This is a genomic window from Candidatus Acidiferrales bacterium (assembly GCA_035515795.1).
Taxonomy (GTDB): domain Bacteria; phylum Bacteroidota; class Ignavibacteria; order Kryptoniales; family JAKASW01; genus JAKASW01.
Genome location: DATJAY010000011.1, coordinates 53,247 through 69,225 on the forward strand (window position 1 = coordinate 53,247; position 15,979 = coordinate 69,225).

13 protein-coding genes are annotated in these 15,979 nt (G+C 47.5%); 12 read left to right on the top strand and 1 reads right to left on the bottom strand.

Annotation, left to right across the window (positions count from 1 at the left end; genetic code table 11):
- Positions 1 to 262 precede the first annotated feature (262 nt).
- Positions 263 to 1,900: a hypothetical protein gene (locus VLX91_05580; GenBank protein HUI29666.1), complete on the bottom strand. Its 1,638-nt coding sequence runs from the start codon at positions 1,898 to 1,900 to the stop codon at positions 263 to 265.
- A 516-nt stretch (positions 1,901 to 2,416) separates the two neighbouring features.
- On the opposite strand from VLX91_05580, the gene VLX91_05585 reads away from it, so the two are divergent.
- The 12 genes from VLX91_05585 to VLX91_05640 all read left to right on the top strand — a co-directional run bounded on the left by VLX91_05585 (position 2,417) and on the right by VLX91_05640 (position 15,823).
- Positions 2,417 to 3,610, top strand: a complete 1,194-nt coding sequence (locus VLX91_05585; protein ID HUI29667.1) for a radical SAM protein — start codon at positions 2,417 to 2,419, stop codon at positions 3,608 to 3,610.
- Between the two features lie 7 nt (positions 3,611 to 3,617).
- Positions 3,618 to 4,028 carry a hypothetical protein gene (locus VLX91_05590; GenBank protein ID HUI29668.1) on the top strand — a complete coding sequence of 137 codons (411 nt, stop codon included), beginning with the start codon at positions 3,618 to 3,620 and terminating at the stop codon, positions 4,026 to 4,028.
- Positions 4,025 to 4,570, top strand: coding sequence for a hypothetical protein (locus VLX91_05595; GenBank protein HUI29669.1), 546 nt, complete (start codon positions 4,025 to 4,027; stop codon positions 4,568 to 4,570). Before VLX91_05590 ends, VLX91_05595 begins: the two co-directional genes overlap by 4 nt.
- A gap of 2 nt (positions 4,571 to 4,572) precedes the next feature.
- Positions 4,573 to 5,865 (top strand): GMC family oxidoreductase N-terminal domain-containing protein, encoded by a 1,293-nt coding sequence (locus VLX91_05600; protein HUI29670.1) that lies wholly within the window; start codon positions 4,573 to 4,575, stop codon positions 5,863 to 5,865.
- Between the two features lie 178 nt (positions 5,866 to 6,043).
- Positions 6,044 to 8,119 carry a T9SS type A sorting domain-containing protein gene (locus tag VLX91_05605; GenBank protein ID HUI29671.1) on the top strand — a complete coding sequence of 692 codons (2,076 nt, stop codon included), beginning with the start codon at positions 6,044 to 6,046 and terminating at the stop codon, positions 8,117 to 8,119.
- 55 nt (positions 8,120 to 8,174) lie between these two features.
- Complete coding sequence (locus VLX91_05610; protein HUI29672.1) at positions 8,175 to 10,376, top strand: T9SS type A sorting domain-containing protein; 2,202 nt, start codon at positions 8,175 to 8,177, stop codon at positions 10,374 to 10,376.
- 310 nt (positions 10,377 to 10,686) lie between these two features.
- Entirely contained in the window at positions 10,687 to 11,382 is a 696-nt protein-coding gene (locus VLX91_05615) for a hypothetical protein (protein HUI29673.1), read from the top strand.
- Positions 11,379 to 11,519: a hypothetical protein gene (locus tag VLX91_05620; protein HUI29674.1), complete on the top strand. Its 141-nt coding sequence runs from the start codon at positions 11,379 to 11,381 to the stop codon at positions 11,517 to 11,519. Before VLX91_05615 ends, VLX91_05620 begins: the two co-directional genes overlap by 4 nt.
- Positions 11,520 to 11,622: 103 nt before the next feature.
- Complete coding sequence (locus VLX91_05625) at positions 11,623 to 12,003, top strand: endonuclease domain-containing protein (protein ID HUI29675.1); 381 nt, start codon at positions 11,623 to 11,625, stop codon at positions 12,001 to 12,003.
- Positions 12,004 to 12,239: 236 nt separating this feature from the next.
- Positions 12,240 to 13,154, top strand: a complete 915-nt coding sequence (locus tag VLX91_05630) for a hypothetical protein (GenBank protein HUI29676.1) — start codon at positions 12,240 to 12,242, stop codon at positions 13,152 to 13,154.
- A 177-nt stretch (positions 13,155 to 13,331) separates the two neighbouring features.
- Positions 13,332 to 14,132, top strand: a complete 801-nt coding sequence (locus VLX91_05635; protein ID HUI29677.1) for a DUF3825 domain-containing protein — start codon at positions 13,332 to 13,334, stop codon at positions 14,130 to 14,132.
- Between the two features lie 140 nt (positions 14,133 to 14,272).
- Positions 14,273 to 15,823 (top strand): DUF262 domain-containing protein, encoded by a 1,551-nt coding sequence (locus VLX91_05640; protein ID HUI29678.1) that lies wholly within the window; start codon positions 14,273 to 14,275, stop codon positions 15,821 to 15,823.
- The last annotated feature ends 156 nt before the right edge of the window (positions 15,824 to 15,979 follow it).

Below are 15,979 nucleotides of genomic sequence, written 5' to 3' on the forward strand. Positions count from 1 at the left end.
GTTGATTCCTTCAAACGAATGCCAAAGCGAAAACTTGCTGATCCGGGACAGGGCGACATGATCCGGAACGAACAAAGGGGATCATCGTGAACGATTGTTCTTCTATTTGCATCTCATACCGAACTTGGAGTCGTTTAATCAACGAACGTGCCGATGAAAGGTAATAAATTCATTCGCATTGCGCAACCTTAGATTTTGCTTGCGGCATATTGTCGCCGGGTCGGAAAACAACGAGGAGAATCTCCACGAACGAATTCTGCGTCTAGTCTTTTTTAATGTTCGACTTCATCTTGACACGCGCGTATATAAACGAAACGACGAGCAAGACAATGCCGAGTACCATGAAAGATACAATACGAAAGACGGGTTCGAGTTTCGTCGTTCCTATCACAAGCAGATAGAGCGCCGTTCCGAGAAAAGTCAACAGCGCCATCCATCTATATTTTATGTTCTTCAATATCAGGCTGATAATGTAATAGATTATCGCCACACCGAGCCATGATAGACTCACAAATTCTGTCGGGACAGTGTGGTATAAAGCGTAAGGGATGATCAAGAAGGCAGATACAAGATAAGCATTCCGCATCAGATCCGTCTTGAGCTCTAATCTGTGCCTTTGCCAGTTAAGGACGCGTGCGCTGAGGAGCGCCACGACACCGAAGCTGATACCCGTGATGCTGACGGTGCCCGCCAGGGTTAGGTAGGCAAGAAAGATCAACACGTATATGATGAAATTGGTTACCACTATGAATTTGGATCTAAACCAAACTGCCGTGGATACGACGAGAAGACTTTGCCAGCAAAGCCAGATGAAGAAATCGGGAGTTTTGAAGCCTGCCACTATTGCTACGCTAAGCGCGGCATAACCCGTCATCGCGTAGAAGAAAGTCCGGAACCTGCTGTTCAGCTGTGTCCAATATGTCGCGGCAAGAATGATAAACAAGGTAGAGGCGATCAAGTTAGAGGAGGGAAGTCGATCTTGGAATTTTGTTACCGTGATGATGAAATAAAGACCATATCCTCCGAGGCAATTGAGAATCGAACTCAGGAGTATTACGCTGTCCTCTTTGATGTTTTTCCCGCGCAGGTAACTCGCAGTTGCGAAGATCAGTATCCAGAGAAGAACAAGGAGAGCTGCGACGAAAGATGATCCGCGAAGCTCAACTCGATTGCCAATCAGCGGATTGTTGATGAACCAGATGAAATGAGCCAGGTATGTCGATACAATTCCATAGACGACAAGACTGTGCCATCCATTTTTGACCGCTAGGTAAACCGTCACCGCAGCCACAACAGCTGTAATCATGAAAAAAGGAAGATCCATGTTTGCCAATAGCGCGGTTACATATCCCATAGTTAGACTGACGGCGGCGAGATAGATAGACTTTCTGGAAAGTGAAATGGTCAGGCTAACCGCACAGACGAAAAGGAGCAGAGCGATCTCGACAATCAGGGCCTTTAGTGCGGGGTCGTTCGTCAGAAAATGAAGCCGTAGTGTCGCGAAGAACAAGAGAACGAGTCCGCTTCCGAGGAGGTAGCCCGCAATGAATGGAGATGACCTGCTAAGATATCGGCACAGAAGAAGCACAGCCATGGCGAGGGCACACCCTAGTGCCGGGGCAAACAGCGGACTAATGCTTCGATACGGTTGAAGGAGGAGAAAGACCGCGCCCGTTATTAAAGCAACAATCCCAACCTTCGCGAACCAATAGAGACCGATCTGCAGCTCAAGTGTTTCTTTCAATGGCGTGTTGTCGGCAGTCGGTGCGTCGAGTTTCTGCTCGAGTCCGATGGGCTGCAGGTTGAGGCGCTGCTCGATGCGGGAGATTCTCTCCTCAAGATTTGCGAGAATCTGGCTCAACAACTCAAAGCTTTCCGGTTTTGTTTCTTGATCGCTCATTTGTGCTTCTCCAATCATTCTGCCCCGTCTTTAATATGCCCGAACTTTCACCGTCGGGATGTCAGGATTCACGAGTGAGGAACTTTGCCAGTCAAACAGGCATAAGAACCGGCGAGTTTAGTTTAGATGATAATAGAAGTGACGCATCGGATTTTTGCGTTAGCAAAGGCCGGTATCCTCCAATCTTGATGGTTCGCTGCAAATCGGACTGACGTTGAAAATATTAGTGAACGATTGAGCAATTGTCAAGGTTTCCATGGTGGTTAGACTTCGACTAAATCTGTGGTACTAATGACCGACCGCATATTGATTGGCGAGGTCATTCCGATTAAATTTCATCTGGATTTGATTGACCCCTGCTTGCGGGATATTTGAGAGAAGAATATTTTTTGGCGTAAGAATTTTCTCATGATCAATTATGCGGGCTGTAACTTTGATCCTTTTTCCACGTTCAATATAAATGAAACTTTGGGCTGCTAAAACTAATGTGTGACTTTCCGAAATCCAGATGAATTCATGATTAAAAGGGCCAGCACTTTTTCCGTCATCCGTGCGCTTGCTTCAAATGTAAACCAGATACGTGTGAAGCCATCCATCAATTGGTTTTTCATTAAGTATCTCCGCAAGTTCAATATCATCAACGTAGGCGGGAAACTCATCATTCATTCGCATCTACCGCCGATCAATAGTAGAGCCTACAAACGGTTCATCGCCGAACATCTGCTCAACAAAAATGCCGGCCCATCGCACGCGCAAATCGGAGTGACCAACGCGTGTCCGCAGGATTGCGAATACTGTTACAGCAAAAACAAAAAAGGGAAGGTGATGGAAACCGGGACGATCATCCGGCTGATAAACGATCTGAAGGAGATGGGCGTCTTCTGGATCGGATTCACCGGCGGCGAGCCGCTTCTCAACAAGGACATCGTGCGAATTGTGGAAAGCGCAAGCGATCGGTGCGCCGTGAAACTTTTCACAACCGGAAGCACGCTGACGGAACGACTCGCTCGCGATCTGAAGAACGCAGGTCTCTCTTCGGTTTCCGTCAGCTTAGATCATTGGAAAGAATCGGAGCACGATAAGGTGAGACGATATCCGGGTGCATTCAAGATTGCGTTGAATGCATTGGAGGTGTTCAAGAGCATCGGAGATATCCATGTCGGTATTTCGGCGGTACTTTCAAAAGAAATGGTACGACGGCGGCAGGTCGAGGAATTTCTGGGATTTCTTGAGAAACTCGAAATCCACGAAGCATGGCTGAGCGAATCCAAGCCTGCAATCCCACAGATGTGGAATGACAATTTTGTAATAAATGAAGAAGAACGCCTCGAGCTCTGCAAGTTGCAAAATGAGTATAACAAAAGAGGACGGATGACTGTCAATTATCTCGGCCACTTTGAATGCAAGGAACATTTCGGCTGCGCGGCAGCAAACAAGATGATCTATATAGATGCGTGCGGCAATGTGAGTCCATGCGTGTTCATGCCGGTCTCCTTCGGGAATGTGAACCAAGAATCAGTTCGGGACATCTATAGTGATATGAAGCGTCGATTCCCCACAGAGAATCGGTGTTTTGTCAATGCTAATTATCCTCTCCTCCGGAAAAATTATCATGACCGGCTGCCGTTGAGCGAAGAGGAGACGCTGGCCATGATGGAAGAAGCCAGGTTCGCTCCCATGGCGAAGTTTTTTCAACTTCATTACACGTGAGGGAGACATGACACTGGCAATCTATAGGTACGTCAGCATCATCATGGCGATAATCTTTGGCGTCGTAGGAATTCTTTTCTTGTTCATGAGCAGCGACGTTCTCGTCTTTTTTAATCGGATGTCGGGTTTGCTCGGCATGGAGCAGGGCGAATCCGCCGGAGAACACTTCTATGTCATCCTCGCGGTTGCATACATGTATGTCGTGGCGCTCCTTGCATTTCTGATGTACCACGACCCGAGAAATGCCTCGTTTCCTTTTATTCTTTTCAACGCGAAGGTTGCGAGTTCGATCGTGTCGGCAGCTACTTTTCTGTTCGGCAGGCATTTGCTCATATATATTACAAATTGCATCGTCGATGGATTAATCGGTCTAATGGTATTTGCGATGTACCGATGCGTAAGGAGAGTTTGTCAATGAACTTTCGACTTTATTTGATGAAACTTTTTCTGCCGGTAAATTTGAAGAAAGAAAAACTGCATGAATTGTTTGGAGTGACCGCCGCGGCATTTCAGACGACTCCTCCTGTCGTAGAAGGGCTGCGTTTCAATGATCTTCTTCAAGAGTACGCTACATTTACGCGCGCAGCCGCAATGCAACAAATCATCAAGGGGGAAGATGTGAGTCTGGTGATGCAGCGATTATATGATGGAGCGTACCGCATCGGCGAGGAACTGCGCGAGGAGATGAGAATTCGTTCGAGGAAGGACGCGATGAAGGCAGCAAGACTGCTGTATCGCGCCATGGGAATAGATTTTCACTGCAGCGGCTCGGGTGAAGTGGGAATCGCGCGTTGCTATTTTAGCACCTTCTACCCGCCCGAGGTATGCTGGATAATTTCATCTCTGGATGAAGGGATTATTGCCGGTCTGACAGATGGCGGAAGGCTATGGTTTGTCTCGCGAATCACGGAGGGAAATAACTCGTGCGTTGGACAAATTGAGTTTTTAAAGAACCCATAGGCATGAAGAAGGCAATAGTCGTCGGTACCGGTGCAGGGGGTGCCACGGCGGCAAAAGAGCTATGCGGCAAATTCGATGTGACGATCATAGAGGCTGGAGGAAAATTTCATCCCTTCGGAGTTAGCCTGGAGTTTCTCGGAAAAGCGAGACATACGGGACTCTTCTTCGATGAACGGGAAATCCAGTTCATGTTTCCGGCGATGAGGATTCAAAAGACCGCGGATCGGATGTCTCTCGTGAAAGGAATCGGGTTAGGAGGAACAACGACACTTGCTACGGCAAATGCTGTAAGATGCGACGGCGAACTTAAAGCGATAGGCATTTGCCTTGATGAAGAATTTGAGGAGCTCAAGAATGAAATCCCGATAACTACGGAGCACAGTGAAATCTGGAGAAGGTCGACCCGCCGGCTCTTTGAAATCTGCGAGGAGATGAACCTTGATCCGCAGGTGATGCCGAAAATGATCGACTATAAAAAATGCAAACGGTGCGGCCATTGCGTCCTCGGTTGCCCGGAGGGCGCGAAGTGGGACACACGACAGTTCATCGATGAAGTCGTCTCACGCGGCGCGCTTCTTGAGACGAACTGCAGAGTTAAACAGGTGGTGATTTCACACGGCAAAGCGACCGGCGTCATGGTACAGCAGGGATGGCTCAAGAAATTCCTGCCTGCGGATCTGGTCGTACTTGCTGCCGGAGGATTCGGCACTCCGATTATCCTTTCAAACTCCGGAATCGAGATCGAACCGAGACTTTTCGTTGATCCTGTTTTATGCGTGGCCGCGGAAAGCAAGGGAGTATTCCAAAACAAAGAAGTCCTTATGCCGTTTGTAGTTCAACGGGAGCATTTTATCATTTCTCCGTATTTCGATCAGCTGAGTTTCTTCTTTAACCGTGATTGGAGAATCCCCGCTGAAAATATCGCCTCGTTGATGGTAAAACTCGCAGATGAGAATGTCGGACGCTTAAATGATGGAGCCTTCGAAAAGAATCTGACCTCTCTTGATAAGGAGAGGCTCCGCGGGGGAGTCGAGATTTGTGCGGAGATACTCTCGAGATTTGGAGTCTCGAAAGAAAATATATTTTTAGGAACCTTGAACGCCGGTCATCCCGGTGGCATGCTGCCGTTGACGTCACTTGAAGCGGAAACATTTCATCATGGTCGTCTGCCGGAAAACCTGTACATTGCCGATGCGACTCTCTTCCCGCGCTCGCTCGGCAATCCGCCGATCCTTACGATCATGGCCATGGCAAAGCGTGTCAGCAGGCTCTGCGTCGAAAAATTCGCGGCATAAATTCCCTCTTCTTGGAATTACAACATGGAACATCTATATTTGTGGAGTGAGATAATTCCCAAACGAATTGTTTGTAAGCCCCAATTCATCTCACTGGGTAAAGAAAGTTGGCTGCTCACGGGTCAGGTGCGAATGCGGGATCCTCCGGAAGGGCGAGAATCATTGAAAGGAAATTATCATGGCATCACTTCGTTCGTTTCTTATTATTGCTTCGCTGTCTCTCGTGTTTACAAGTTCTTTGTTCGCGCAATGGGTTCAGACTAATGGACCTTACGGCGGCGAAATCAAATGTTACGCTTTAAGCGGGACGAATATCTTTGCCGGGTCCTGGGGCGGCGGCGTTTTTTTGTCAACCAACAGCGGCACAAGCTGGACCGCTGTCAGCTCCGGGTTGACGAGCCGTGATATCTGCGCGCTTGCCATCTCGGGAACAAACCTGTTCGCAGGAACCTCGGATGGCGGCGTCTTCTTGTCGACAAACAACGGTGCGAGCTGGAGCGCTGTGAATTCGGGATTGACGAACCTTAATGTTCGCACACTTGCCGTCTCAGGCACGGATCTCTTTGCGGGGACTGCCGACGGCGTCTTTCTCTCTACCGATGGCGGCACAAGCTGGACGTCAGCTGGGCTGACGAGTCGCAGCGTTACCGGTCTTGTCGTCAGCGGTTCGTATTTAATTGCGGGAACCGATGGAGGCATTTTCAGATCAACCGATGGTGGAACAAGCTGGACCCTTCAGACCTCAGCTACATATTCTTATGTCTCCGCATTCGCGGTTTCCGGCGCGAAAATTTTCGCAGGGTACCAGAGCGGTACGGTTCTTCTCTCTACAGATAATGGATTAAGCTGGACTCAATTAGATACGGGCTTCACATGGAATCCCTATTTTCCGCCGCAAGTCTCCGCGCTTGCAGTGAGCGGAGCCAATATTTTTGCCGGACTTTCGACGGGCGGACTTATCTCATCCACCGACAACGGGACAACATGGGCCCTTACCGGCGCAGGTCTGCCGGACGCCGGTATCAATGCTATCACCATATCAGGACCAAATATTTTTGCAGGAACAGACGACGGTGCCTTCCTTTCCACCGATAGCGGGGCAAACTGGATCCGAATCGACAGAGGCTTGATGAACGCTACCGTGAGTGCGCTGGCCGCCGCAGGGGATTATCTTTTCGCCGGAACTTATCCCGAGGAAACAGGCGTTTTTTGCACATCGGATGGCGGCACAACATGGACTTCAACCTGCACAACTTCTTCACATGTGAATGCTCTTGCTGTTTCGGGGAAGAATCTATTTGTCGGCACCGATGGAGGCATGCTGAGTTCCACCGACAACGGGACGAGTTGGACTGACATAACCGCGGGATTAACCAGCAGTGCTATCTTCAGTCTCGCCGTCGAGGGCACGAATCTATTCGTCGGAACCGACGGCGGAGTCTTTCTTTCCACCGACAATGGCACAAGCTGGACTGCAGTTAATTCAGGCTTGTCGAACGTTTCTGTCAACGCTTTTGCTGTACGCGACTTGACTCTCTTTGCGGGATCTTCAAGCGGAGGCGTTTTCCGGTTGACCAACGGCAGCGCAGGCTGGGTTGCCGTCGATTCAGGCCTTACGAATCAGTATGTTTATGCGCTTGCAGTTTTAGGTTCAAATGTTTTTGCGGGGACTTGTGGCGGTGGTGTTTATCTCACGGCTAACGGCGGCAAGAGCTGGACGCCAGTTCGTTCAGGCTTGACTAACGGTGTCGTGTTGTGCTTTGCCGTCTCAGGCACGAATCTCTTCGCGGGAACCTGCGGAAGCGGAGTGTTCCTCACGACGAACGGAGGCGCTAGCTGGTCCGCAGTCGATTCAGGATTGACTAGCAGTTTCGTCTATTCGCTTGCAGTCTCCGGTTCGAATCTCTTCGCAGGGACTGAAGGTGGAGTCTGGAGGAGGCCGCTGTCTGAGATGATTACCGATGTCAAGGTCAATGGAGACAATGTTCCGCTGCAATTCTCACTCCGCCAGAATTATCCTAACCCGTTCAATCCTTCAACCACCATCGGCTATGACCTGCCTTCCAACAGCTTCGTCTCATTGAAAGTTTACGATGTGCTCGGAAGGGAAATCGAGACATTGGTGAATGAGCACCAGGTTGCAGGAACTCATTCGGTGACGTTCAACGCAAGCAGCTTGCCTAGCGGAGTGTACTTCTATAGACTGCGAGCGGGGAACGAAATTGAAAGCAAGAAATTAGTCCTGATCAAGTGAGACGGTGGGTTTGAACTTCTATTTCAATTAAATTCTTAAGAAAGGAGAAGAGGGTATGTGGACAGCTCGTTGGATTTTGTTTGTTTGCCTTGCCACGATGCTGCAACCGAAGTTGCACGCTCAATGGTTTTCAACAACGGGGAGCTTTGGTTCTATAATCACCTGTTTAGCGATCAGCGATACGGATATCTTTGTCGGAACACAAACCGGTGTTTTTCTTTCAACCAACGATGGACTGACATGGACCGCGGAAAATTCTGGATTGCCGACAAATTTCGATTCCGGAATTCTTGCCGTAAGCGGCGATACCCTGTTTGTCTCAGAATATACCGACATTTTTCGCTCCAGCAATAGCGGCTCAAGCTGGAACGCTATCAACTTTTCGTTCACTACCGGCGCCAGCTCGATTGCCTTTAGCGGAAAAAATATTTTTGTTGGGACGTGGGGGGGCGGCGGTATTTATCGTTCAACCGACAACGGAGAAAACTGGGCCCCAATCAATAACGGAATAGTCATAGATACCACGGCTCCTCAACAGAGTGTAAACGTGCTGACGATCTGTGGCGCAAACCTCTACGCCGGAACTTCCTGGGGTGGCGTTTACAAATCAACAGACAACGGCGACACCTGGACTGCTACAGGGTTAACAAAAGCAAATGTACTAACCATGATTGCAGCCCCGAACGGAAGTATCTACGCGATAACGGATTTCACGAATCTCGATGGCATTCATGTTGGAGGCAACATTCTTCTTTCTACTGACGCTGGCGCCACATGGACCGAGATTGATTCCGGACTGGGAAGCAACTATGCAATGTCGCTTGCAGCGGTCCGGACCACTCCGGGCGGAATGGATCTTTTTGTCGGGACGGGCAGCAGAGGCGTTTTTCTTTCTACAGATAATGGCGGATCATGGATACAATCTGGATTGCCAAACACATGGATTACTGCCCTCGCTGCAAGTTCCGATGTAACAGGAGGCACGAAGTTGATTGCCGGTGATTTTAGCGGCGCCATAATGGGAGGCAGCGGTGATGTCTTTCTCACGACAGATAACGGGAGAAATTGGAGGACGAGCACCGTCAACACTCCTGTCAGCGCTCTCACTATGAGCCCCAATGGTGTGGGTGGAGCCGATCTCTACGCTGACGCAGCGATGCTTTTTCTCCATAGTTCAGATAATGGTACAAGCTGGACAGCCACCGGATTTCCTAAGATGGCATTCACTCCACCATTGGCTATCTTTCCTTCGTCGGATGGGTCGGGCGGGGCCGCTATTTTTGTTGGGATCGACAGCGTTTTCCATTCGACCGATAACGGTACGAGCTGGAGAGCAACCGCTGATTCTGGTCTGAATATCTTAACAGGCTCAAGCATTTCTTCCCTAGCAGCCTGCGGAACGAGCCTTTTTGCGGGTCTTAGCGGTAATGGCGGAATTTTCCTTTCGACAAACTACGGTGGAAGCTGGTCACCTGTCCCCGGACTGCCGAGGTGTGACGTAGCTTCGTTTGTCTCATGTAGCGGTAACCAGTTTGTGGCCACAGACTCGGGCGTTTATCTCTCGACGGACAGCGGCAACAATTGGTTAGCGGTCAATTCCGGATTAAAGAATCTGGATGTCAACGCTCTTGCAGTGATTGGTGGTAATATCTTTGCCGGCACTAACGGCAACGGCGTTTTCCGCAGTACTAATGACGGGGCCAATTGGATTGCCGCAGGCTTGAAGACTTTGGACGTCTGCGCTTTTGCTGCGGTCGACTCGAGCCTTTTCGCCGGAACTTCCACAGGCGGTGTTTATCTCAGTACGGACATGGGAGCACATTGGAATCCGGTGAATAGCGGGTTGACTAACAGTGTCATCAACGCTCTCATCCAAAATGGCAAGAATATTTTTGCCGGGACGGGAAGCGGAATATGGCGGCGGCCCCTTTCGGAGATGATAACCAGCGTCAATGAACGTACACAGCTTCCCGCGAGTTTTGCACTCTTTCAAAATTATCCTAACCCATTCAATCCTTCAACCACCATCGGCTATGACCTGCCTTCCAACAGCTTCGTCTCATTGAAGATTTATGATGTGCTTGGAAGAGAAGTCGAAACGTTGGTGAATGAACGCCAGGCAGCAGGGAGTCATTCAGTCACGTTCAACGCTTCCAATTTACCTAGCGGAGTGTACTTCTATCGCTTGCAGGTCATAGATCCCGTTCGCGGGACCGGGAGCTACACAGCGACAAAGAAACTTTTACTGCTGAAATAGGAAAGAGTACTCACCCCCATAGACCCCCTCTCTACATGGTAGAGAGGGGGTCGGGAGGGTGAGTTAGCTTGTTCTCTTCTTGACATTGCATCATGGAACATCTATACTCACAATAGTTGGTTTACCGCCCACACGTCAGTACAGGCGGGATTTTCCAGAAGGGCGGGAAGAAACCAGAGAAGGAAAATGTAATTGAAAAGTCAGGGAATTGGCAGAAACCAATAGACTTACAAGAGTCCGGTTGTTATTACGGAACAGAGTACGTGCTCGGAATATGCCGCATTCGATCAACATTCTAAGGAGATTTAAATTGCAAAGAATAATCGCGTATTTAGCCGTCTTCTTAATGATAGTTGTCTTTGGATCGTGCAACAAAAGCAATCCCACCGGTCCCAACCAATCTTCCGCTTATCTAAATGGTACGGTAGTCGACAGCCAGGGAAATCCGATTGACAGCGTAAACTTTCATTATATACCGACTCTCGTTCATCTATCGCTACAAAAGAGTGGTCCGGACAGGATATGTCCTGCAACCATGATCAAATACTCGATTCCTCGCAACTCGTTCGTGAACCTCTCGATCTATAGATGGTTTACGCGAGACCTAATAGCAACTCTGGTTAACGAAAATCAGAATGCAGGGACCTATGCGGTTACTCTTGACGCATCGAGCGTGACCAATGGAGTTTACATTTTCCGTCTTGCTGTGGATAGTTTGGTCACCGAACATAATATGCTCCTCATCCAGGACACGACAACGCTGACATCGACGATTCCCCTTGCAACCACCAACTCATCGGGACAGTTTTCTGAGCCGATAGGTGTTTTCGGAATCGGCCTGCCGTTCTACATTAGTTCCTCATCGGGGCCGACTGTAATTGACACTGAATACATATCGAGCACTATTCAAGTCGTCCTCTGCAAAGCGGGATACAAGACTCTGGTTCAGTCTGTAACCATCGATACTACAAAATCTCTCAGTCAACGGTTTACACTGGAAAAATGAGGAAAGGAAGTCATTCACTACAGTTCAACGGAGGGAGCTTGCCGAGCGGAGTTTATTTCTACCGTCTGCAGGTCATAGATCCCGTTCGCGGGACCGGAAGCTACACTACAACGAAGAAACTTTTGCTATTGAAATAGAAAATGCAATCACCCTCTTTCTCGCCCTCTCTACTTAGTAGAGAGGGGGTTGGGCCTGTCCCGCAATGCTCCTATGCGGGAGGGTGAGTAATAGTTAATTGGCATGAAACAAATCTCCATCATTGAGAGAGCGAGAGAACTCAGGAAAAATCGGACTCCTTCCGAAGAGAAACTCTGGGTTGCGCTCCGTAACAGGAAATTACATGGGCTGAAATTCCTGCGGCAGCATCCGATTACTTACGAGGTCAATTGCGTTGGACATTTCTTTATTGCCGATTTCTATTGTGCTGAAAAAAGGTTGGTCGTCGAACTCGATGGCAAAATCCATGATTATCAGAAGGATCGCGATGCGGAGAGAGAATTAATCATAAGAAGCCTCGGACTCAGAACGCTGCACATAAAGAACGAAGAACTTGATAACATAGAGCAGGTCAAACAGAGAATAGAAAATGCACTCACCCTTTTTCTCCCCCTCTCTACTTAGTAGAGAGGGGGTTGGGGGTGAGTTAGCTCATCCTCTTCTTGACATTACATCATGGAACATCTATATTCACAATAGTTGGTTTACCGCCCACGGGTCAGGGAAGTGGGATCCTCCGGAAGGGCGGAAAAGGATCGAAAGAAAGTATAACTGAAAAGTCAGGAGGGACTCAAGAAGATGGGTCTACACAACTCTGTTACAAAAGGATCGGGGCATTCTTAAGATAATGGGAGATACTTATGTCGCTTCTCAAAGAAATTCAAAATGATGCGGTTAATCAAAATGTTGATCTTCCAACTCTACTTAGGAAATGTAAATTATTAGCGACTAAGCTAAAGAACGATGATTTTAAGCAATGGGATGACAAAGAATTGAATGGCTACAATTCAAAAGAGAAGTTGCCTGACTATCGAATCCTAAATGTTCAGTCTTACGGGCATTTTGTTGGTCCATTCGGTAGACAACTTAAGAATGCTCCTATTTCACGAACCTCTTTGCCAAAGGAACTAAGAGATCTTGTCACCAAGGCACACATATATGAGGGCGTTGGGAGCCTGTCATCACTCGTGAAGGACAAGAAATCAGATGTGTTATCTTCGTTTTGGCCCGCTGAGGTTGTCGCGAAGTATGGTCAGCAGATGTATGAGGACATGAATTGCATTGGCGCTTGGCGAGCTATAGGTCGCAACCAAATCGAAGGTATTCTTGATACTATTCGGAACCGAGTCTTGAGTTTCGTTCTAGAGATAGAGTCAATCGTCCCAGATGTGGGTGAGGTTCAATCCGGGGATCAAAGGATATCGAAAGGCCGAATAACACAGATATACAAAACCGTTATACACGGCAATGTCGGCAATGTTTCTTCAGGTAGCGCAAATGTTTCTCAGACCGCTCAATTTGAGATAATAGAAAATGATTTTGCAACTTTGGAGAAGTACCTAGCGGGAGTGGGAATATCTAAGGAAGATATTGCCGAATTGAAAGAGGCTATTAAGATAGATCCCCCGGCAAGCTCTCAGAACTTCGGTAAGAGGGTCGCTGGTTGGGTGGGAAAAATGGTGACAAAGGCCGCGTCGGGAGCGTGGGGGGTTTCCACCTCAGTTGCTGCAGACATAATTTCCAAAGCCCTTTGCAACTATTATGGAATACACTAATGTTCAAACGACGATACAAATTTCCCTTATTAAAGTGTTCGATCAATGTATGCATGGGGCAGTCACTTGATGGCTCGCGTCATTCACTAAGAGAGTTACCTCTGCATAGTACGGCGAAACGCTATCAGCTATGTTCGCTAATGACAATCCAATAAAAATCTTGTGGGAGGAAGCGAAATGAAAAACAGATATTTGCCACCGCTATTCAATTTCTCATTCAATCCAGACGGATGGCTTGAAGATGTCGCAAAAGATGCAAAACGGGAACCGTGGGGTAAAGATTATAAAGTCCTTGAGATTTATCTTAGAGCATCTTTTGAAATTGCCAAACAGCAAAACAAGGTCTATGAAAATAGAGATGACGGGTTTGCTTTTTGGAAAGCTGGATATTTAGTTAATGAAATGTCAGACCCCATTTGGCTTACCTACCAAACTAATAGAAGAGCCGACAAGCAGCAATGGGTTTTCAAGAAAGTCCACTCTGGGAACTGCCCCATTCCTGAAAGAAGTGTTGATGATTTTCAAATTAAGATTAGCCCCCCAGAATTTAATTCCTCCTGGAGCATTCACATTAGTCAGTCCAACATTGATCATATTTATAAAGATACTGAAAATGTCAAACGGCTTAAACTTGTGTTTGGCAATCTAGCCGAAAACGCTCACTTAATTTTTAGAACAGTACTAGGTGAAATAGAACTTAACCGCAAATCTGAAACAGTCATTCCGCAATGGTATTACGGAGATTATCAATTCCTGATGCCATTGTTTCTTACACAATCTGAAAAAGTAGAGTTGGCCGCGGCCCTCACGCCAAATCCTATAATGAAGCGATATGAGATACACACACTCTTGCTACCGCACTATTCTTACGCGTACGCAAGAGCTTTGGTTAAGAGTAGAGCATCCTTCGCAAACTGGATGTTACTTTCTCCAGAGGAATTGAATAACAGTTACTCTGAAGAGCAAGAAGTAGATTGACCTCAAGTCGCTACCGAGGTCTCCGCAGTAACAAAGAGAGTGGTGCTCCGCGCGACTTTGCAGATTGCTAGGTGATCCGAAACATAGGCAAATATGTTCCCATTGACATCGTAGGGTCAAGGAAATAAGGAGTAAATGAAATGGCTAGAGTAAATTTGGATGCTCTCATACCACGTGAAGATTTTGAAGTGTCGGAGTCCGTGAGTCCGGGGAGAAAGAAAGAGACGATCTCAATTGAAGATCTGAAGAGTGATTCATTCTTTCTGCCACTTGTCAGGAAGCCGGATTTTCAGCGTGAGACAAACGAGTGGGATGCAGACAAAATTGTTCAATTTATTGAGAGTTTCGTGAGTGGAGACCTGATACCTGCGCTCATCTTATGGAGAAGCCCAAGTGGGCTACTCTTCGTGATCGATGGTTCACATCGTCTTAGTTCTTTGCTGGCATGGATCAACGATGACTACGGGGATGGCAACGTATCAAAATCCTTCTATGATCTAAGCATACCAGATGAACAAATCTACGCTGCTGAAGAAGCAAGGAAACTTGTCAGGAAACGAATCGGGACCTACTCTGATCTTAGGCAGGCATCCATTAAACCCGAAAAGGTACCACCTGAGATCTTAAGTAGAGCGAAAAATCTCGGTGCGTTAGCGATACAACTTCAATGGGTAGAGGGAGACGTCAAAACCGCCGAGAAATCCTTTTTCAAGATCAATCAAGAGGCTGTGCCAATTGATCCTACGGAGTTGAAGCTTCTTGAGTCAAGAAAAAAGCCCAATTGCATCGCTGCAAGAGCCATCATTCGCGCTGGCACTGGGCATAAATACTGGTCTAAATTTGCTGGGGAAAACCAAGCAAAGATACAGGAACTTGCAAAGGAAATAAACGACATTCTCTTCTCGCCAAAGCTAGAGACACCAGTAAAGACTCTTGATATTCCAATTGGCGGAAAACTCTATTCTGCGCAGACCCTACCCCTCGTATTGGAATTCGTCAACATGACGAACAACGTACCTTCTGATTTCAAGGAGAATCTACCCGACGATGACGATGGGTCTGAAACTATAAAAATGTTGGTAAATGCTAGAAAAGTTGCACAGCAGATTAACAGTATGCACCCCAGTTCACTCGGCCTCCATCCAATAGTATATTTTTATTCTCAAGATGGCCGCCACAAGGTTGCTTCATTCTACGCCACAGTATCCTTTGTGATGGAACTGTATGAGCGTAAAAAAATCAACGACTTCATCAAGGTTCGGGCACTATTTGAGAAAGCTATCATTGAAAATGACTACCTCATTCAACAAATCAATCGAAGGTTTAGACTTGCACAAGCAAGTTATCCACATATCAGAGATTTCTTTTTTGCTCTTATTGACTTGCTTAATGGGGGTACGAAACCAGAAGAATTGATTACACGGATAATTCAAAATACTAAGTTCGATTATCTAACTCTTCAGCAAGATACAGCAGAAGTCACGTCACCAGATTTCAGCTCACAAAGAAAGAGTGCTGCGTTTATTCGCGACGCTGTTAGGCATGCGCCAAAATGCAAAATTTGTGGAGGGTACATGCACAAGAACTCTATCACCATAGATCACATTCAACGCAAGGAAGATAAAGGTGTAGGTTCCATTGATAACGCTCAGTTGGCACATCCTTATTGTAACACAACTTTTAAAAATTGAATGATGAGGATAGACTGCGGTGTTCTTTCACACTAATTAATCGCCAACGGGGCAGTACCTGTGCGCCTCTGGCGCAGAGAGCGTCCCTGAAGATCCCGCTTCGCGGGATAGGTACGTGCATGCTATCGCATTCATTATGCAAAATAGACTGGCTTG

Coding starts and splice junctions, on each gene's coding strand:
- VLX91_05595 (HUI29669.1), top strand. CDS start 4,025: ATGAACTTTCGACTTTATTTGATGAAACTTTTTCTGCCGGTAAATTTG.
- VLX91_05585 (HUI29667.1), top strand. CDS start 2,417: ATGATTAAAAGGGCCAGCACTTTTTCCGTCATCCGTGCGCTTGCTTCA.
- VLX91_05620 (HUI29674.1), top strand. CDS start 11,379: ATGAGGAAAGGAAGTCATTCACTACAGTTCAACGGAGGGAGCTTGCCG.
- VLX91_05590 (HUI29668.1), top strand. CDS start 3,618: ATGACACTGGCAATCTATAGGTACGTCAGCATCATCATGGCGATAATC.
- VLX91_05635 (HUI29677.1), top strand. CDS start 13,332: ATGAAAAACAGATATTTGCCACCGCTATTCAATTTCTCATTCAATCCA.
- VLX91_05580 (HUI29666.1), bottom strand. CDS start 1,900: ATGAGCGATCAAGAAACAAAACCGGAAAGCTTTGAGTTGTTGAGCCAG.
- VLX91_05605 (HUI29671.1), top strand. CDS start 6,044: ATGGCATCACTTCGTTCGTTTCTTATTATTGCTTCGCTGTCTCTCGTG.
- VLX91_05640 (HUI29678.1), top strand. CDS start 14,273: ATGGCTAGAGTAAATTTGGATGCTCTCATACCACGTGAAGATTTTGAA.
- VLX91_05630 (HUI29676.1), top strand. CDS start 12,240: ATGTCGCTTCTCAAAGAAATTCAAAATGATGCGGTTAATCAAAATGTT.
- VLX91_05625 (HUI29675.1), top strand. CDS start 11,623: ATGAAACAAATCTCCATCATTGAGAGAGCGAGAGAACTCAGGAAAAAT.
- VLX91_05610 (HUI29672.1), top strand. CDS start 8,175: ATGTGGACAGCTCGTTGGATTTTGTTTGTTTGCCTTGCCACGATGCTG.
- VLX91_05600 (HUI29670.1), top strand. CDS start 4,573: ATGAAGAAGGCAATAGTCGTCGGTACCGGTGCAGGGGGTGCCACGGCG.